This window comes from Macrococcus lamae (assembly GCF_004359545.1).
Lineage (GTDB): Bacteria > Bacillota > Bacilli > Staphylococcales > Staphylococcaceae > Macrococcus > Macrococcus lamae.
Genome location: NZ_SCWB01000007.1, coordinates 16,765 through 35,848 on the forward strand (window position 1 = coordinate 16,765; position 19,084 = coordinate 35,848).

23 protein-coding genes and 1 pseudogene are annotated in these 19,084 nt (G+C 43.1%); 3 read left to right on the forward strand and 21 right to left on the reverse strand.

Annotated elements, in window-relative coordinates; genetic code table 11:
* Nucleotides 1–38 precede the first annotated feature (38 nt).
* From ERX29_RS05015 to ERX29_RS05030, 4 genes are all read right to left on the reverse strand, one after another.
* Nucleotides 39–299 (reverse strand): hypothetical protein, encoded by a 261-nt coding sequence (locus ERX29_RS05015; RefSeq protein ID WP_133443606.1) that lies wholly within the window; start codon nt 297–299, stop codon nt 39–41.
* An 80-nt stretch (nt 300–379) separates the two neighbouring features.
* Nucleotides 380–859 carry a glutathione peroxidase gene (locus ERX29_RS05020; RefSeq protein ID WP_133443607.1) on the reverse strand — a complete coding sequence of 160 codons (480 nt, stop codon included), beginning with the start codon at nt 857–859 and terminating at the stop codon, nt 380–382.
* 177 nt (nt 860–1,036) lie between these two features.
* Complete coding sequence (locus tag ERX29_RS05025) at nt 1,037–1,981, reverse strand: ornithine cyclodeaminase family protein (protein ID WP_133443608.1); 945 nt, start codon at nt 1,979–1,981, stop codon at nt 1,037–1,039.
* Nucleotides 1,982–2,005: 24 nt separating this feature from the next.
* Entirely contained in the window at nt 2,006–3,283 is a 1,278-nt protein-coding gene (locus ERX29_RS05030) for an MFS transporter (RefSeq protein ID WP_133443609.1), read from the reverse strand.
* A gap of 141 nt (nt 3,284–3,424) precedes the next feature.
* On the opposite strand from ERX29_RS05030, the gene ERX29_RS05035 reads away from it, so the two are divergent.
* Nucleotides 3,425–3,934 carry a helix-turn-helix domain-containing protein gene (locus ERX29_RS05035; protein ID WP_133443610.1) on the forward strand — a complete coding sequence of 170 codons (510 nt, stop codon included), beginning with the start codon at nt 3,425–3,427 and terminating at the stop codon, nt 3,932–3,934.
* Nucleotides 3,935–3,999: 65 nt separating this feature from the next.
* On the opposite strand, the gene ERX29_RS05040 is transcribed toward ERX29_RS05035, so the two are convergent.
* Together ERX29_RS05040 and ERX29_RS11105 are read right to left on the reverse strand one after the other, a co-directional pair.
* Nucleotides 4,000–5,079: a hypothetical protein gene (locus ERX29_RS05040; RefSeq protein WP_133443611.1), complete on the reverse strand. Its 1,080-nt coding sequence runs from the start codon at nt 5,077–5,079 to the stop codon at nt 4,000–4,002.
* Nucleotides 5,080–5,205: 126 nt separating this feature from the next.
* On the reverse strand, nt 5,206–5,334 hold the full coding sequence (locus tag ERX29_RS11105; RefSeq protein ID WP_279433910.1) for a hypothetical protein: 129 nt from the start codon (nt 5,332–5,334) through the stop codon (nt 5,206–5,208).
* Nucleotides 5,335–5,391: 57 nt separating this feature from the next.
* Here ERX29_RS11105 and ERX29_RS05045 point away from each other — a divergent pair.
* Nucleotides 5,392–5,481, forward strand: a pseudogene (locus ERX29_RS05045) (SDR family oxidoreductase); the annotation flags it as partial.
* A gap of 110 nt (nt 5,482–5,591) precedes the next feature.
* Here the strand turns inward: ERX29_RS05045 and ERX29_RS05050 are convergent.
* The 6 genes from ERX29_RS05050 to ERX29_RS05075 form a co-directional block, all read right to left on the reverse strand.
* Nucleotides 5,592–6,218, reverse strand: coding sequence for a YczE/YyaS/YitT family protein (locus ERX29_RS05050; protein ID WP_243719982.1), 627 nt, complete (start codon nt 6,216–6,218; stop codon nt 5,592–5,594).
* Nucleotides 6,219–6,272: 54 nt separating this feature from the next.
* Nucleotides 6,273–7,016 (reverse strand): class I SAM-dependent methyltransferase, encoded by a 744-nt coding sequence (locus ERX29_RS05055; protein ID WP_133443612.1) that lies wholly within the window; start codon nt 7,014–7,016, stop codon nt 6,273–6,275.
* Nucleotides 7,017–7,096: 80 nt separating this feature from the next.
* On the reverse strand, nt 7,097–7,873 hold the full coding sequence (locus ERX29_RS05060) for an alpha/beta fold hydrolase (RefSeq protein WP_133443613.1): 777 nt from the start codon (nt 7,871–7,873) through the stop codon (nt 7,097–7,099).
* Nucleotides 7,874–7,962: 89 nt separating this feature from the next.
* Complete coding sequence (locus tag ERX29_RS05065; protein ID WP_133443614.1) at nt 7,963–8,754, reverse strand: alpha/beta fold hydrolase; 792 nt, start codon at nt 8,752–8,754, stop codon at nt 7,963–7,965.
* Between the two features lie 9 nt (nt 8,755–8,763).
* Entirely contained in the window at nt 8,764–9,477 is a 714-nt protein-coding gene (locus ERX29_RS05070; RefSeq protein WP_133443615.1) for a hypothetical protein, read from the reverse strand.
* A complete protein-coding gene (locus ERX29_RS05075; protein WP_133443616.1) occupies nt 9,477–10,151 on the reverse strand; it encodes an HAD family hydrolase in 675 nt (224 codons plus the stop codon). The genes ERX29_RS05070 and ERX29_RS05075 overlap by 1 nt, the downstream gene beginning before the upstream one ends.
* A gap of 87 nt (nt 10,152–10,238) precedes the next feature.
* Here ERX29_RS05075 and ERX29_RS05080 point away from each other — a divergent pair, with 87 nt between their 5' ends.
* On the forward strand, nt 10,239–10,748 hold the full coding sequence (locus ERX29_RS05080) for an NUDIX hydrolase (protein WP_165981082.1): 510 nt from the start codon (nt 10,239–10,241) through the stop codon (nt 10,746–10,748).
* Here the strand turns inward: ERX29_RS05080 and ERX29_RS05085 are convergent.
* The 9 genes from ERX29_RS05085 to ERX29_RS05125 all read right to left on the reverse strand — a co-directional run bounded on the left by ERX29_RS05085 (nt 10,745) and on the right by ERX29_RS05125 (nt 19,080).
* A complete protein-coding gene (locus tag ERX29_RS05085) occupies nt 10,745–11,665 on the reverse strand; it encodes a magnesium transporter CorA family protein (protein ID WP_133443618.1) in 921 nt (306 codons plus the stop codon). The two genes, ERX29_RS05080 and ERX29_RS05085, sit on opposite strands and share 4 nt — an antisense overlap.
* Before the next feature lie 53 nt (nt 11,666–11,718).
* Nucleotides 11,719–12,681, reverse strand: a complete 963-nt coding sequence (locus tag ERX29_RS05090; protein WP_133443619.1) for a FecCD family ABC transporter permease — start codon at nt 12,679–12,681, stop codon at nt 11,719–11,721.
* Nucleotides 12,656–13,501 (reverse strand): ABC transporter substrate-binding protein, encoded by an 846-nt coding sequence (locus ERX29_RS05095; protein WP_133443620.1) that lies wholly within the window; start codon nt 13,499–13,501, stop codon nt 12,656–12,658. Before ERX29_RS05095 ends, ERX29_RS05090 begins: the two co-directional genes overlap by 26 nt.
* 122 nt (nt 13,502–13,623) lie before the next feature.
* Nucleotides 13,624–15,282, reverse strand: a complete 1,659-nt coding sequence (gene argS / locus ERX29_RS05100) for an arginine--tRNA ligase (RefSeq protein ID WP_133443621.1) — start codon at nt 15,280–15,282, stop codon at nt 13,624–13,626.
* A complete protein-coding gene (locus ERX29_RS05105) occupies nt 15,279–15,689 on the reverse strand; it encodes a YwiB family protein (protein ID WP_133443622.1) in 411 nt (136 codons plus the stop codon). The genes argS and ERX29_RS05105 overlap by 4 nt, the downstream gene beginning before the upstream one ends.
* A gap of 147 nt (nt 15,690–15,836) precedes the next feature.
* Nucleotides 15,837–16,340, reverse strand: coding sequence for a YwhD family protein (locus tag ERX29_RS05110; RefSeq protein WP_133443623.1), 504 nt, complete (start codon nt 16,338–16,340; stop codon nt 15,837–15,839).
* Nucleotides 16,341–16,350: 10 nt separating this feature from the next.
* Entirely contained in the window at nt 16,351–17,646 is a 1,296-nt protein-coding gene (locus tag ERX29_RS05115; RefSeq protein WP_133443624.1) for an HD domain-containing protein, read from the reverse strand.
* A gap of 190 nt (nt 17,647–17,836) precedes the next feature.
* Complete coding sequence (locus tag ERX29_RS05120) at nt 17,837–18,592, reverse strand: 2-keto-4-pentenoate hydratase (RefSeq protein ID WP_133443625.1); 756 nt, start codon at nt 18,590–18,592, stop codon at nt 17,837–17,839.
* Between the two features lie 5 nt (nt 18,593–18,597).
* Nucleotides 18,598–19,080, reverse strand: coding sequence for a GNAT family N-acetyltransferase (locus ERX29_RS05125; RefSeq protein ID WP_133443626.1), 483 nt, complete (start codon nt 19,078–19,080; stop codon nt 18,598–18,600).
* Nucleotides 19,081–19,084 lie beyond the last annotated feature (4 nt).

The following is a 19,084-nucleotide window of genomic DNA, read 5'->3' on the forward strand; positions in this document are numbered from 1 at the left end:
GAAAGGCTGACCTCAACTCCTGAGGTCAGCCTTTTATATTAACTTGAGTACAATATCATAAATAATACAAGGATAATGGCATCAAAGATGTGTCTGCCCTTATTTTCATTAAGACGGTTACGGTCCAGACTGTCCAGCATCCCGACGATAAGCAGTGCTGCTAAAGTCAGTATGATATACAAACTGATATTAAGCGGTGTAAACCATCGTGCCAAAATCATAATGATCACAGCAATGTTCAGAATCCGGTAAATGGTTCCCCACATCACTCTAGGTTTATTATTTGTTTCTCTGTTCATTTAAATCTCCTTCGTGTCACTGACCTTCTACATACTAGTGTACACGTATTTAAGGAGAAATATAAGAAAAGTGACTTGCCTTATGCTTCAAGATATTTCTCAATATCACCCTTTAACTTCTCAGGTTCTGTCTGCGGCGCATAACGCTGAACGACGTTCCCTTCCTTATCGACGAGAAATTTAGTGAAATTCCATTTAACAGCACTGCCGAGCAATCCTTTAGTCTCATTCTTCAAGTGCTTGAACAAAGGATGCGTGTTCTCACCATTGACATCAATTTTTTCGTGCATCGGGAACGTCACGCCGTAATTCAGACGACATGCTGCTTCCGCATCCTCCGCGCTACCCGGCTCCTGATTCGCAAACTGGTTGCACGGAAACCCGAGAATCATCAGCCCGCGGTCCTTATACTCCTGATACAATTTCTCAAGCCCGTCAAACTGCCCTGTCAAACCGCATTTACTTGCCGTATTGACGATCAGCAGAACTTGACCTCTATATTTTTCAAGCGGATACGTTTCGTGTTTACTGTCCGTTGCTTCAAACTGATATACTGACATTCAAATCACTCCTCTTATATGTTCTCCTCATTATAGCGTTCTAACGATAGAAAAAATAATATGTTGCTTAAGAGGGGAGTTGAGGTGGTCATTCCTGAAGGCCAGGTTTTTGCAGTTTTTTAAAATTGGGTCGTGTTCTGGCCTTCAAGCGGCTCCTGAAGGCCAGAACTTTGCGATTTAACTCATTTGCTTGAATGCCCCGATGCCAACTGCCAGATCATAATAGGAAGCACCGACAGATTTAAAAATAGTTATTGACTCTGCACGTTCTCTTTTAATTGAACCTGCTATTAACTCATATAACGCTATCGCTGTCTTCCAGTCGAATACTGCTCGTGATTCAGCTTCGATGAACTCGCCTGCTTCGTGTCTTGCTCCTTCGATATCATCTAATACTATTAGATCAGCAGTTGCAATGGTATCAATTGTGATTTCCCGCATCGACGGCAGATAAGATCCAAGACCATTGATATGAGTACCATCACGAACAGCTTGATGGTTAAATACAGCTGTTTCAGATTTAGTTGCACAGTTAATAATATCTGACTGTTTCGTCACAGAATCCACATCTTCTAGTACTTCAATGTCAGCTTTAACTCCTCTTTCCCGAAGCCTTGCTGCAAATTGCGTTGCTTTTTGTGCCGTACGGTTATACAGCAGTATCTTTTTGATATTTCTTACTTCAAGCACTCCTAAAAGTTGTTCAAATGCCATGGCTCCTGTCCCAATGACGCCGAGAACTTCAGCATCTTCTCTTGCTAGATAATCAGTAGCAATACCTGTTATGGCTCCTGTTCTAAGTCGGGTTAAGTAGCTGGAAGATAATGCAGCGAGATGTCTTCCGGTTTTAAGCTCAGATATAATAGATACGGCTTGTGAGGTGGGAAGCTCGGCCTGCGGATTTTCAGGAAAAATTGAAATAATTTTTATCAGTGAATAACCTTCCTTTAAATCTACACATGGCATATAAAGCATTGTATTACTCGATCCTGTTTCAATAACTGTTCGTTCATCTGTTTTAATTTCTTCATTACCTAAAGATACTAATGTATTTTTAACATCTTTAATGGCATGAGTCATGTGATAAGTATTCATGATCGCGTCTTCTGTAAACCACTTCATAATGTCACTCCTATTGATTAGTCGCTATCGTAAATCTTTCACTTTTTTAGTTTTAATAGCCGCTACAGCACAAATAGAAATCAAAGCAATCACAATGATATAGATAGCTACCGGAACCCAGGAACCATTGAAGCGATCCATTAAATAAGTCGCAATGAGTGGTGCTGTACCTCCGGCTAATGCAGCGCCTAGCTGATAACCTAACGTTACTCCAGTGTATCGTACTTCTTTTGAAAAAACTTCAGAAAACATTGTACCAAGTACTGCAGTGATAGGAGACCAGATGATACTCAGCCCTATAATAGTCGCAATCAGTAGCGGTAGCACGCCACCTTGGTTAATAAGCATGAAATATGGAAAAGCATATATGATCATGCCGAATGCACCTAACATATAGAGTTTCTTGCGTCCTACTTTATCACTTAATGCACCATAGAACGGAATTAACAGTGTCGTTAAAATCGCAGCTGTCATTACAATAAGCATGACAGAATCAAAAGGGACTTTAAGTACGTTAGTGGCATAACTCACGACAAAAGTTCCAAAAATGTAGAACGGCGCTGTCTCAATAAATTTTGCACCTGTTGTTATTAGTACTTCTTTCCAATGATATTTAAATGTGTCTACTAGAGGGACTCGTGGTACTTTGCCTGACTCAAGCGTTTTTTTGAACTCTGGTGTTTCATCTAATCCTTTACGAATCCATAATCCGAAAGCAACTAATATTCCACTGAAAATAAAAGGCAGACGCCAGCCGAAACTCGCAAACTGTTCCTCAGATAACAACGTTGTCATCAAGTAAAACGATAATGAACCTAATACCATCCCAATTGTTACACCCATCTGCGGCACACTGCCAAAAAACCCACGCTTTTCAGGAGGAGCATATTCAGTAGCAAGCAGTAATGCACCTCCCCATTCACCGCCAATTCCTAATCCCTGTACTAAGCGACATAATAATAGCAGCAAAGGTGCCCATATACCAATTTGTGCATAGTTCGGCAATAGACCGATGACTACTGTTGCTATCCCCATTAATGTTAAGGTCAATACTAATGTTTTCTTACGTCCTACTTTGTCACCGATATGTGCAAATATAATGCCTCCAAATGGACGAATGAAGAAGGACAATGCCAGACCGAAATAGGCAATCATCGTTGAAACAGCAGGATTATCATTTACGAAAAACTGCGTATTGAAAATAATACTCGCTACCGACGCATAAAGAAAAAAATCAAACCATTCAATTGAGGATCCCACCAAACTTGCAGTAAGTACTTTTCTTTGTAAACTTTTATCCATTTGAAACACCCCTTTTTTAAAATGAAATTTAAGTATTACTTAAATCATAATGTTGACTGAATTTTCTGTCAACGAAATTTTTATGATTCTGAAGTATTTGCTATTTGGTATAATAATCTTATTGTTTGAGGAGGTTGGAAGATGACTTTAGGAGAACGCATAAGGCTTTTAAGAAAAGAGAGAAAATTAACATTAAAATACGTTTCGAATGAGACAAATCTTTCAATAGCATTTTTGTCGCAACTGGAGACTAATAAATGTAATGCCACAATGGCAACTTTACGAAAAATTGCAGATGTACTGAATATACATCCCAGTCTGTTTTTTGAGTATGATGAACCACAAAACGAATTAACTTCGTCAACTGCAGATTTCGATTATTTAAACTTATCAAATAATGTCGATGCAATCTTTACACCACTGAAAGTTATTATTAAACCCGGCAGTAATATCAATGAAACAGTTACTCATTCTGGTCATGAATTTGTTTACTGCCTGTCAGGTATTTTGACGCTAATCGTCAGCGATCAGCAATATCAATTATCGCCAGGACAATCATATTTGTATGACGCTGAATTACCACACTACTGGTTTAACCATACAAATGAATTAGTCGAATTTTTAGTTGTGAATGAAACGAAGAAAAATTAGTTATTAAAATAAACTGGCCTTCAGATGTCTCCTGAAGGCCAGAACTTTATAATCGATCCACCAGCTTATTTTTTGAATCGGCTGACGTTCATGTTCTTTCTGCGTTTTTTCGTTTTCTTTCTCACTTGTTTGTTGATGACTCGTTTTTCCGCCGGCTGCACTTGTCGTTTTTCTGTTTCAGCGGCAGCGACTTCCATCATCTGATGACCGCCTAGATGCCAGTTGCGGATAGTTTTGAATGCTGCGATTAAATACAGTTCTGTCGGTTGCTGAGGTACGGAGGTTAATACGCCGTCCTCTACTAAGTCAGCAATGATGTTCATCAAGTGTTTCGGATGATCCAGCATTTTCATTGTAACTATCAGTGTATCCTCTAGATCTTTACGACGGACAGGGCTTGTCAAATAATCCTCAAGATACGTCAGTAGAGTCGTCAGTTCTTCTGTTGTCGGATGATATTCAAACGCAAAATATTTCTCGAATTCCTCCCATGTTTCCGGCAAAAAGTATGTTCTTTCCGGGTCAACATTTGCACCATTGAACATGCCTTCTGACATCAATGGATTTAGAATATATCCATCTTTCAATGTCGCTACACCAGAGAGTTCACTTTTCAGTTCTTCAAGCGACATCTCTATGTTCAAATATTTCTTCAGCACTGCCCTGTAATGCTCGAGCGAGAAATAGCCATACAGATTGACTGCGCTGACTAAAGCTTTCACTTCGTCATCCTGGCCTTCTGCACTGCTTCTCTCCACAACATATGCTCTTAAGTAATCTTTCACATCAGTCGGCATGAATGCATAGCCGTTTTCTGTGAAAATCAGATGATGCGGCGCTATATCTCCTTTGAATTCTTCAGCAAAATGATCTGAAATCAATAAGTGATTGAACACATTGTATTCTTCCACTGACATTTCGTGAAACATCTTATCCGCTGCTTCATTATCCTTGAACACAAAGTCGCTGATCATCGCGGCCATTGTCTCTTTATTTTTGCCGGAATAACCTTTAATTCCAAAGAATCTGCAGATTTCTTTTAAAGCATCATTTTTCTGTCTCGTTAAATAATAGACGAGTGGTTGTTCGAACTTACGAATCTGCTCACTTTCCATTTTCGCTACGTTTAATTCTTTATCAAACATAATACACCTCAACCAGCTTGTTAGTTATATAATCATTTCAGTATAAATGTATACTGTTATTTCGTATTCAGTTATTAATTGTAACATACACAAAAAGACGAAGTCACATTAACTTCGCCTTAGGGCTTATTTTGCAAATGCTTTTTCCACTTCTTTGATAGTATAAGCATCCCCATAACCAAAACCGGCAAATTCCCAAGTTCTGGCGTTCTTAGCATAAGTGAGAATGGTGTTACCATAAATATAGTTCATCATTCCTGCCTGCTTATAGCTGTATTCATACTTGCCTCAGTATTTTTTCATAGAAGTTATAGTGAAATGGCACTGTTCCTCGGGTCAGATGCCTCAAGTTTTGTGAATGGGCAGATCATAGCAGTTGATGGAGGCTGGACTACTTACTAACGGTTTGAGTTATGGCTCAAAACTTGTGCGAAATTGAGCCATATTTCAATTTATGGACCAAAACTCACGCAGAAATGGTCCACATTTCAATTTGTGGACCAAAACTCACACTAAAATGTCTGCTCTGCTATGACCCAGCGTTCCAGCAGGCGGCGGGTATAGGGCATCCACAACTGGATGAACGGTCCGAGCGTGAATGTGACGATGATGGTGCCGATGGATACGGGTCCGCCAAGCAGCCAGCCGACAATCAACACGACGACTTCCATAATTGTTCTCGCTGTCTTCAGATCGAGCTTCGTTCTTTCAATCAGCAGCAGCATAAATGTATCTCGTGGTCCTGCACCGAGCTGAGGCGTAATATATAACGCGACGCCGAACGTCATGATGATGACGCCAAGAGTATAAGTCAGTAGCTGCGCTGTAAACCCGTGAACATCAGGCAGTAAGTGATTAAATATATCGATAAATGTTCCGATGGTCAGCATGTTGACATAGACGCCGAGTCTCGGTGCTTCTTTCGTAAATAAGACAGTGATCAATACAACGACTATTCCCATGATGATACTCCATAGACCGATCGTTAAGCCGAAGTGTTTCCATAAACCGTAATGCAGTACATCCCAGCTGCCAAGTCCGAAGCGTTTTCCTCTCAGCATCAAGGCAATTCCAAGCCCAATGATAGTTAATCCCGCGACAAAAAATACCCATCTGATACGATATTGCCCCATATACATGATTTTTTCTCCTTCAAGTCATTCATGATTAAAAAAACTGCCTCTACAGGCAGTTTACTTTCTTCGTGCTGAAATAATCAACATCATCGGACGTCTGAGTTCATCTTTCATATCCGGATTTTCATCGATGAGGCGTTCTGATGGTATAGGTTCATCGATTCCTTTGATCACGAAGTTGTGCTCGATCAGCACGCTCAAATAATGAGCCATCGTCTTGTGATACTTTGTTACTGATTCTCCGAGGAAATTGGTCTGGCGTTCCCCTTCACGGTGGTAATTATCAACCGGCCAGCTCACTTTATTGCCAGCGTCATCGTATATCCAGTCCTGCGACCCATGCGCTGTAAATATCGGATGCTCAACGCTGAAGACAAATGTTCCATTGATGGTCAGCACTTGCTTCACTTCTTCGACGACCTCGCTGAAGCTTGGCAAATAATGCAGCGCAAGACTACTCATAACGACGTCAAATTCATGCGTTTCAAAGTTCAGCCCTTCAAGATCATCAAGACTGCCTTGTATATAAGTGATTTTATCTGCATTCGGCTGCTGCTTCGCACGTTCTATCATCTTCTCAGAAATATCCACACCGACCACATGCTCTGCTCCTTCGGCTACTGCATACTCACAGTGCCAGCCATAGCCGCAGCCGAGATCGAGTACATGAGCTCCCTTTAAGTCAGGAATCATTTTCTTGAATGCTTCCCATTCCCCCGCTGCTTCCAGTCCTTTTTGTGACCGCTGCATTTCACCGTATCTGTCAAAAATCGTCCTGTCATCATAGTAGTTGTTCGCCATCGCATAGTCTCCTTAAATCTCACTTAACACCTATATACCACAAAAAAACCTTTCCAATCAAGAAAGGTCTTTCTATCGCATTAACTCAGAAAACGGACGACTGTGTCGTTGAACCGTTCATATTCTTCAGCCAGTGGCGCATGGCCTGATTTATTGAACTCAAGCATATGACTTCGCTTGACCTTCTGTTCTATCGCTTCGCTTTCAAACGGCGGATTAAGTCCATCATGCTCACCAACAATTAAGAGTACTTCTTTGTCGATGAATTCCATACTATTTCTAAAATCAAAGTTAGCCATGCTTCTTGACGCAATCGCTTCTTCATCAGGAGTCATCGTCGCATAGTGACTGACGTTCTGCAGCCATTCTTCTACGATATCTTTGTTGTGATAAATATACGGTTTAAGCTTCTCCAGTACTTCATTCTTAGGTAACCCTTTAATTTCATGTCGATGTTTTGTCATCAACCGTGCATATGAACTCACTTCGCCGTGCCCTTTACCGCCGACCAGAATGAGCTTATGAAGATATTCCGGATAGTTGATCGCAAAGCCGAGACCGATATAGGCACCTAGTGAAAAGCCAAGTATATTCGCACGTTTAATGTTAAGGTGTATAATCAAACGGAAGCAGTCATCAATATGATCATTCATTGTGTAGTTAAGGGGTCTGTCCGATTTGCCATGACCTCTAAGATCGTATGTGATCACCTGATAGTACTTACTTAATTCCTCGACATTGTGATAGAACATTTCTAAGTTGCCGTTTATACCGTGGATAAGTATGAGAGGTTCTCCTTGACCTGTTACTTCATAAGCAATAGTTACAGACCCGTCAGATTTAAAAGTCACCATCATCTGAGTCCTCCTTTGTGTAACAGTACCCCGTTTTATAGTCTAATAATTAAATAATGGCTATTTAATTTTACTATTATTGTATCTCGCTGTTAAATATCCATAGAAGGTGACAAAAACATTTTGACGTCATTCACAAAGCGATCCCGTTCTTCTATCATCGGAGCGTGCCCGCTATTTTCAAATAGCATGTAACTGGAGTTAGTAATTTTTTCACTGAGCGTTTTCCCGTGGTCCGGCTGAATGAGATGGTCATGTGCTCCGCTGACTATCATCGTCGGTGCACTGATTAGATCTGACTGACTGAGAAGGTCAACACCGTCTGTCGAATGATCAACGGCTTTTCTTTCCAGATTCGTCATGCTCTCTTCTGTATCTTTCAAACCTTTCATCCAGCGGTTTACTTTTTTCAGATCATGGTACATATATCGTGATAATAACTTAGTCCGGTCATCGGGCTTCATTGTGCGTAGTAAATTTGCAAACTCCATACGGAATCGTTCCTGCGAATCATTGAACGGCTCATTGCCGACGCTGATTAATATGAGGCGCTGGATCAGTTCAGGATAACGGATGGCGATTGCCTGTGCAACCATGCCGCCAAGTCCGTAACCGATAAAGTTCGCCTGACGAATATAGAGTTCATTCATTACTGCCATAACATCAGTAATATAATCCTCCATATTGATATGAAGCGGTTTGTCGGAATAGCCATGCCCTCTCAAGTCAATCTTAATCAATTGAAAGTCATCTCTAAAGTCGCGCTCAAATGAATCGAACATCGTTGTATTCATATACTGCCCATGCAACAGCACAAGTGGATAACCCTTTCCTGTTATTTCGTAATAAATGGCAGTATCGCTGCCGCTGATTGTTATATTCATAAATTTCTCCTAGTCTCTGGATATTTTTCCGAGTTCATATACTTCTGACGATTCATCCAGATGGTAAGTATCTGTGTATTCCACTACTTTGATAATGCAGTTGCGTCCAATTCGGACCTGGTCGCCACGCACTAAGTCCGCGATGACGTTTTCGACATAAACATCACTGCCTTCTATCTCTTCAACGACAAGCTTAGCATCGTCATCTTTGAAAATCAGTCCTTCACGCATCGCTTTAATGGAAATATTGTTGGCATTGATAAACTTAATTGAACTGTCCGGACCCACTTTTATATGCAGGTCGTCAGCATTCAGTTCATCAATGTTCAACGTTCCAGTCGATTGGAACGTTGTCGTGTCGACAACGCCCGTACTTATACTTCCTTTCGACTGCAATGATTCTGCTCTTAAGCTGCGTCCTAGTTCCAGCGTTCCCTCATTATCGATAATCCGTGCACCGACGTGGTCTCCTGCTTTAATCACTGCATCAGGATGATTGGCGAGTTCTTCTGTCTCGATTGTATCCATAATGTCAAGCGTTCCTTTATTGCTGATATACGGAGCATTGAGCCGTCCTTCAACAAACACATCGCCGTCCGTTCCGATGGTCAGCTCGTGCGTTTCTACACTTGACGTAAAATCCGTTCTTACTTCGGCATTGATCTGCTCGAACACCCCGCCTTCAGCTACAAATGGCTCAGTAATATTTAATTTAGTCTCCATCAAACCAGCTCCTCTTCCAATATATCAAGTAACTCCGTCAAATGAGTAATACGGTAATCTATAATCTCCTCAGGCGGTGCTTCAAAATAACCATTATCCTTGAACACTGATACCATACCCAGTTCATGACTGGCTCTCACATCGTTGTCAGGATGATCACCGACAAACATACAGTTTTCAGGACGCTCACTCAACTGGTCCAGCATCATATGAAAAATCTGCGGAGCAGGCTTTCTGTAACCTGCCTGCTCGGAAATGACAAAGCTGGTTATACTCGTCTCAAGGCCTAGTACATCAATGATCATCGTCTGATGCTCTGTTGAGCCGTTTGTGATGATACCGAGCTTATATCCCCGCGCCTGCAGACGGCGGAGTGTATCCAGTGTATCGTCAAAGCCATAAGCAAACTGCGGATATCTGGCGTAAAAATCAGCAAGCAGATCATCCGGAGCGACGTAACTGATATCCAGCTGCCGGAACAACTGCTCATAGACTTCTTCTTTTGGAACATAGCCGTGATTGTCAAAATCGACGAAATAATTGATGAAATCCTGTTTCTGAACATTCAGCAGATAACTTTGATAGCGTTCGTACTGGTCTTCCAGAAACAATTTAAGCGATTTATCACGGTCCATCAGTGTGCCGTCCAGATCAAAGATAATAGCTTTAAGCATGATGACTCCTCCATATTTTTTATTTCTTTACCCGATTTGCTAAAATAGTAACAATACAGAGTCATCACATAGATGGAGGTTAGCATAGTGCGTAAAAATAAGATAAGCAGTGACGACTATAAAATCTTTACAGTTGAGACCATTGACCTTGAAATTAATAGCCAACGAGGAACTTTCTATCAAGTAGCAGCGCCTGACTGGGTGACAATCATCGCAGAAACAGACGGCTTATTCATTGTCGAATCTCAGTACCGGATCGGCACGGAAGAAGTGACGCTTGAATTCCCGGGAGGCGTCATCGAGCGGGATGAAGATGCGGTTCGCGCAGCTGTACGGGAACTCAAAGAAGAGACCGGCTACAGCGGCAGACCGCACGTCATCGGAACGATGCGTCCAAACCCTGCCTTTATGACCAATCGCTGCACAACGGTTTTTATCGAGCAGGCAGAACTGACAGACGCTCCTTCGCCTGACCGGTTCGAAGACATTACTGTCGACCTGATGTCGCTTCATGACATAGAGGAGGCTATTGCAGACGGACGGTTCCCGAATGCGCTCCATATTGCAGCATTATATCAATGGAAAGCACGCCGCTAAAAGAACTTCTTCTTGTTGTGTGTATCCAGCAAGTCTCCCATCCAGCCTTTTCCTTTCAAGTAGAAATAGACGGCGAAAGTGACACCGATAATCAACAGCATCGCCAGCAGATAACCGAGCTTCCAGTCGAGCTCCGGCATATGCTTAAAGTTCATGCCCCATATTGCACCGAGCAGTGTGCCTGGTGCAAATAGTGTCGTAAAAACTGTCAGCGTCTTCGTGATCTCATTGCCGCGATGTGATGATACAAGATCTTCAAAGTCCAGCAGTGCATCGATTTCTTGTTCATACGAGTCAATCAGAAACTTAGCGCGTTCCAGTCGAATACGCAACTGCTTGAAATATTTATTATCTTCAAGTTCACTGCAGAACGCCTCCTGAATGACCATGAAAATCTCAGTGACAGTCACGACTTGTGTCTTACAGAGCAGCAGCTGGTGATCCGCTTTGGCGATTGCATCAAGAATATTGATATTATTACGCTCTTTAACCTGCCAGAGAATGTCATGCAGAATCTCTTCAAACTGGTCAATCTGCTCCATATATGTTGTGGTCGTATTCTTTAAGATAACCATAAAGTTATCAATTGGCGTCCTTACACTGTGATCCGAGAGCAGCTGTTCGTCATCTGTACCGAGCAGCGTTGCGACATCAAGATCGATCAGAACGAGTTCGTCAGCCGATAAATAAAATCTAAAAGCTTGATTATCATGCTGTTCTTCTAAGTTCTGATAATAGACGTAATACCCCCACATATCACTGAAGTCCTCGACTGTCTCAATATTGACGACATTACCTTTGAAGGATACAAGATCATCAAGTCGCTCTGTCCACGTGTTCTCTCGCCGCTGTACTTGATCCGGCTCGATAAATAATTTATTCCAGCTGCCATTACTATAACGGTATACAGTCTCCATGAATTTTTCCTCACTTTATCATTGAAATTTCGTTCTTTGGTGTTAGTGATGCCTTAACTCAAACTTTGTCTGACTGTCCTTATTGTGATGACCAGCAACAACGGCAGACCGAGAAATGCCAGGACGACGCTGACCGGTATCTGGACAGGTGATAGTAATAGATTACCCAGGAAATCAGAAAATATGACAGCGAGACTGCCGGTTATGCCTGTCCAGAGTAATTTTATAGGGAATCGGTCATTCATATGAGCACATAGCTGCGGAATGATCAATCCGACAAAACCGATAATTCCGGTCATGCTGATCGTCACTGCTGTCATTACAGAGGCGGCAGTAAGGACACTATAGATGAGAGAAGTGGTATGAATTCCTAGACTCGCGGCGGTCGTGTCGCCTGCTCTCAGTATAGAGACCGCCCGTGCATTAGACAAAATAACGCCTGTACCGATGATCAGGACTGGCATTACAATCACAATATCATGCCATTCTACCGCGCCGACGCTGCCGAACAAATAACCGAGCAATGAACGTGACTTGTCAGAATTAAGCAGCACGAGTCCGTAAAGTGCACTTGAGAAAAAGAAGTTGATGAACATCCCGAACAGCACCATCCCTGTCTTCTCATGACGCTGAAACAGCTGGTGTGTCAGTACCATCACGAGCACAAGCGTCAATAAACTGAAGACGATACTTGAAACAGCAATCATACTGAAACTCAGACCCAGCACAACTGCAACCGCACTGCCAAAGCTCGCACCGCTAGCCAGACCTAGCGAGAACGAATCAGCAAGCGGATTGTTGAACACGGTCTGGAACACGGAACCAGACAACGCAAGGATAAACCCTGATACTAAGCCTAATATCAGCCGAGGCAGCCGAATGTCGAGCAGTATGGACCATTCGACTGAAGTACTCGGCATGCCAATGCCTTGCGATGTAATGAAGAGCTGCAGCACTGAACAGAGTACTACGAGAACAATAATCGCTGTTTTATTTGTCAGAAAGTATTTTGGCAAGTGCTTCAAGTCCTTTCGCTATTCGCGGACCAGGGCGCGAGATCCAGTCAGCGTTCAATGCGTAAATCCGGGAATCTCTGACTGCTGTCACTTCTTTGAAACCTCCGCGGTTCATTACTGTTTTATTGTAATCTTCTTCACTTTGACCGCTTGTCGTAATCATTACATCAGGATCTGTGCGGACGATGGCTTCTTTTGATACCGGCTGCCAGCCCTGAACCTCATGAAAGACATTCGTAGAACCGAGCTTTGTCAACATATCATCGTATAATGTCCCGCTGCCGCCTGTATATATCTCCGGTTCCGACGACACTTCCAAGAAGACGTTGTTGTGGCGAGCGTCCGGATAGTTTGTGATGACATCATCTATCTGTTTGTTCACGGCAGCAGAGAGAGTCTCCCCTTCTTCAGTACGACCTGCTGCTGCGGCAATCTGTCTGATGGTGTCGTCGATTTCCGACAGCCGGGTTGCGTCTGTCACATAGAGGACTTCGATGCCTTGCTGCTGCAGGTCACTTAAAATCTTATTCTGTGCTGCCTGGGCTGATTGATGAGCGACAATAAGCGTCGGCTGTGCCTTGAGCAATACTTCCTTATTGAGATTAAAACCGTCAAATCGGGCTTTTGTCGCTACGTCCTCTGGATAATCGTCCGCTGTAGATACGCCGATGATTTCGTTATCCAGTCCTAGTTCATATAAAATCTCTGTATTGCTCGGCATAAGACTAATAATGCGCATTGTTTTGTCATGCGACTGTTTTTCAGTTGACTGCTGACAGCCGGCGAGCAGCAATAAAGTGATGAGCAGAATTCTTTTCATGACGACCTCCTCTTAGCATTATTATAGCGAACAAGCGACGATGCAAAAACAGTTAGTATGAAAGAACTGAGTGGCGAACAAAAAAACTGCATCATAACTAAAGTTATGACACAGTATTGGTATTACATGCGTTCCGGTGCAGAGACACCGACTAAAGCGAGCGCGTTATGCAGCGTGATTCTGACCGCTTCAATCAAAGCGATATGAGCCTTCGATTTCTCGAGATCATCTGTCAGTACTTTTTCAGCGTTATAGAACTTATGGAAATGACTCGCAAGGTCCTGAATATAGTTCGTCATACGGTGCGGTGCGCGGTGTTCTGCCGCACTGTCAATCACACCTTCGAAATCAGCGACACGTTTCAATAATTCAAATGCTTTGTCATTAGTAATTAGAGAAAAGTCTAAATCCGGCTCTACTGTAATTCCCTGCTCGGCTGCTGTCCGAATGATTGAGCAAATACGTGCATGAGCATATTGTGCGTAATATACAGGGTTGTCGCTTGATTCACTCTTCGCAAGTTCCATGTCGAAATCAAAGTGTGTATCAGGGCTGCGCATTGTCAGGAAGTAACGCGCGGCATCGACACCGACTTCATCCATAATGTCACGCAGCGTAATCGCATTACCTGTTCGTTTGCTCATCTTCACTTCCTGGCCGTCCTGCAGCAGTCGTACCATCTGCATGACCTGTACTTCAAGACGATCTGATTCAACACTCAGCGTATCAAGCGATGCTTTCAGACGCGGGATATAACCATGATGGTCGGCACCGAATAAGTTGATCAGTACATCGTTACCACGCTGAATCTTGTCATAGTGATACGCGATGTCAGGTAAGAAATAAGTAAATGTGCCGTCTTTTTTGATCAGCACGCGGTCTTTATCATCACCGAAATCCGTCGTGCGAAGCCACGTAGCATCTTCTGCTTCATAAATATAGCCGTTAGTCTTCATCGTTTCCAGTGCACGGTCGATAGCCCCTGATTCGTACAACGATGTTTCACTGAACCAGTTGTCAAAGTGGACGTTGTAATCGGATAAATCCTGTTTCAGTTTTTTCATTTCGTATTCAAGACCGAGTTTGCGGAAATCTTTAATGCGCTCTTCTTTAGCGAGCTGCGCATAACCCGGTTGATCAGCCGCCAGATCTTCACCGATAGCGATGATATCTTTGCCGTGGTAGCCATCGGTCGGCAGCATGGCTTCCTGACCCAGCGCCTGGAGGTAACGTGCTTCAATAGAATAAGCGAGATTTTCAATCTGCTTGCCGGCATCATTGATATAGTATTCGCGTGTGACATCATAACCTGCTGCTGCCAAAATGTTGGCAAGTGTATCGCCGACAGCGGCATTACGTGCATGTCCGATATGAAGGTCACCTGTGGGATTAGCAGACACATATTCAAGCAGTATCGTTTCATGACGGTCGCCAGGATGATGACCAAACGTTTCTTTGTTAACGAGAGCTTCCTTGATGATATCTGTCAAATAGCTGTTGTCCATATAGAAGTTGATGAAACCAGGGCCTGCGATAGCCAGTTTTTCGACGTGGGCCTTGGAAGTATCCAGATTGTCAACGATCGCTTGTGCAATGTCACGCGGATTTTTTTTCGCAAGCTTAGTCAGTACCATGGCGATGTTCGTTGCGTAATCTCCGTTAGTCGTGTCCTTTGGTACTTCGATCTTAATGTCAGGCACTTCTGTCACCAGTTCAGCTTTCAAAATGGCAGCTTTAATTTCTTCTATTAAAGTATCCTTTAATTGATTGACGATATTCATATAGTGATCTCCTTATAGTCTAATTGATATTTGAATTGTCCGAGGTCTGCCCCGTGCTCACTCAACTTATAATGAATGACGAGTCGGCCGCCTGAATCCCATGCTTTATAATCAAGTTTTGTGGTAGTCACATCCATGACTGAACGTCCTGCAGGAGTCGTATAGACATTCTGCGTCGTTGTTCCGTAGACGAACAGAAAATCCATTCTAATTGCACCGTGCCGAGTAATACGGATTCCTTCAATGTCCATTTTTACGCGGACTTCCACTTGTTCTGCGTCCAGCACTTCTGTATAGGAAATGTAAGGGACACGCCGCTGTTTCAGTGTTCCTTCCACTTCGTTCCTATACGTCTTGACTTCATTGTTCTGATCGACTTTCTGTTCAGTTGTGACCCACACATTCATTATTATCACCTATTATGTATTATAGCAAAAAATTAAAGAAAGCAGGTACAGTGACCTGCTTTCTTTAGTGTCCTAGCTATTTTTATAGCTACCGTAATTTTACTGCTAGCTATATCAAATTACAAGTTAGTGAAATGATGTTCACAATTATGACACAAACAGCTGTTCTTTCAACGTTTCTGCTGAATTTTCCCACATTTCCGGATTGTGATTTTTCAGGAAATCCGCAAGCACCTGCTTATTGTTATCACCGATATGGTCAACAATGACGTGATGCTTCATCGACTTGTCCATCATATTGACATGTTCATGCATACGCTTGAATGCGCGTTTCTTCTCTTTGTTGACAAGCATATAGCACGCAGTGACACCAGCGTAATATGGACCGTCCTTACCGCGTTCTGTCGTCACCCAGACGAGCCAGTACGGCTTTGCTGCGTCGCCTTTCACTTCTTCCTCGTCATCAATCCACTTCACCCGTTTTTCGACTTCACTTCTCGCATGCATCGCACCGACGTCGATGAATGCGCGCTGTTCAAGTACGTCGATGAACACTGGAGCAACGTTATCGAGGCTGATAGACCCAATGTTCGTACCTTTATGACCGTCGAGCGGGTCGTTCTTTATAATATTGAATTGAAAATTACTCATGTGATCACTCCTAGTTCAATTCATTCAACAAATTAATGATTGCGCCTTTGACTTCAAGGTCTTTAATATTCAAAATCAATTCCTTCGGATAATACAGCTTATAATCCATCCGGTTGACACCTGTGATGCTGCTGATGATGACCGACTGCGTGCTGATTTCCTTAACGCGGCCTGAGCGCGTCAGTAAATGAATCGGTTTACGGTTATTGTTCGAGCCCGGTCTGTCGTAGTCATACGGCAGATCGCTGAACGAATCAGAGACGAAATAATATTCTGGATCTATGCCGGCACGTTCGAACAGTTCTGTCAGTTCACCGATTGTAATGATCGAACCATCAAAAGGCAAATATTTGAATAAATCCCGATTGACGAAACGACTTGATAAGTCACTTAAAATCGTATCGTCTTCTTCCATCCATTCCTGCAGGTAATAGAAGACCACTGTTTCATCGAGTCTCAAGTAATCTTTAACAGAGACATTCCCTGTAAAGAACGGCAGTAAATATGTCGGCAGCGATTTGAATTCATAGCCCGCTTCGTATAATACTTTCACGCGTTTAAAACAGCGATTAAGCAGCACTTCACCGCCGCGGCTCACTGGATGGAAATACACCTGCCAGTACATCTGATAACGGCTCATCAAATAATCCTCTACCGCATGCATACCGCTCTCCTTGATCATCACTTCGTTCTCCGTCGGCCGCATCAGACGAAGAATGCGTTCCATGTCGAAACTGCCGTAACTGACACCGGTGTAATAAGCATCGCGCTGCAGATAATCCATACGGTCCGCATCAATCTGAGATGAAATCATTGAGATGACCAGCTTATTCGGATGCGTCTTATTGATGACTTCAGCCACTTCTTCTGGAAAGTTCGGATGAACGCGTGACAGCACCGCATTGACTTCTGTATCCCCGGTGATGATTGCCTGCGTATATTCCTCGTGGTCCGTACCAAAGATTTTCTCGAAGCAATGCGAAAAAGGACCATGCCCCAGGTCATGCAGAAGCGCCGCGCATAGTGCGAGCGGGCGGTCTTCGTCGTTCCAGGCCGGTCTGCCATAGAACACTTCGTCTATCATCCGCCTTACAATTTCATAGACACCAAGAGAATGATTGAAGCGTGAATGCTCAGCCGAATGAAACGACAAATACAGCGTTCCAAGCTGCTTAATCCGGCGGAGACGCTGAAATTCCTTCGTCTTGATTAAATCCCATATCAATTGATCTCTGACATGAATATACCGATGTACAGGATCTTTAAACACTTTTTCCTCAGGCATTTTCTGAAATTGATAGGACATAGAGTTCTCCTTTGATGAATGTTAACTAAAGTTTACCACAAAAAAAGGAGACCTGAACATATGAGGTCTCAGAACGGTTTATGGACCAAAACTTAGGCGAAATTGGACCACAAATCAAAATGCGGACCAAAACTCACACGAAATTGAGCCACAAATCAAAATGTGGACCAAAACTCACGAAGTCTCTCACTCACTTGACGGTGAGAACAACATTTCCGACTGTTTCATAACGTGCTTCGTACTTACCGACTTCCATCGGTTTTGGCAGGATAAATGTCCCGGAAGAGACGAACATTCCGGGTTTCAGTGTCCGACCGTAGTGTGCAATTTCTTTAATGAGCCACTGCACCGCTTCTACCGGATGATTCAATACTTCTGTCGACCGCCCTTCTGCCAGCAGCTTGCCGTTAAAAAATAATTCTCCTTTAATATTTGCAATATCATCATAGGTCAGCGGCTTCCCTTCACCATAAATCACTCGTCCACTGACGGCACTGTCTGCGATGATTTCAGCAACTGTAAGATTCGGGAACCAGTTGGTAAACCGCGAATCCGGCACTTCTATCCCAGGTGCAATGAGACATTTACGCATGATGTCTTCTGCTGAATCGGTCAGCTTCAGCTCTTCCTGAACGATAAACACAAGTTCAAGCTCAAGCAGCGGTTCATTCAGATCACTACGGTTCACTGTATCTGTCAATACTGCACTGTCGCACATGGCTCCGTATAACGGCGATGTGCTCATGAACATATCCTGCGTCTGTCTGCTTGTCAGTGACACTTTATAGCCTTTAAGGGCTTCGGTCTCTTCCTTACGCTGCAGCACCATATCTTGAATATCGTAAGCACTGGACATATCAAGATGCTTCGGAAAATTTGCCCTGTTTGCTAATGTGCGGTTCTCATAAGCTTTGTACAATTCATTGACCCATGTCATATCTGCCATGCCGATCACTCCTTGTTCAATTGTTTTTTAAGCAGTCCTGTCACTACTGTTTCTCCGAATATCTCTTCCTCATATTCTCTGACGAGTTCAAAGCCATGTTTCTTGTAGAAATTCCGCGCACGCTGATTATCGCTCGCGACTTCCACAAATAACTCGTCATAGTCTTCAAAATGATTGATGCCTTGTTCCAGCAGCGCAGCTCCGATGTTATTGCGCTGAAATCCGGGCATGACGTAAATCGCTGCTAAATATAACTCACGGCCATTGATGAAATTCGCGAATGCGACGACTTCATCCTGCTCTTCAGCGACAAGGAACAACGAATCATTCAATCGTTTCTCAAGACGTTCTTCGCTGTATGCTGCTGTTAAAAACTGGGCGATTGTGTTTGCTGCCATAATATTCTGATAGGCATCATGCCATGCCATTGTTGCTGTCTTATTAATTGCGGGTATGTCATGCTGTTCTGCTGTTCTTACTTTAACCATTGCT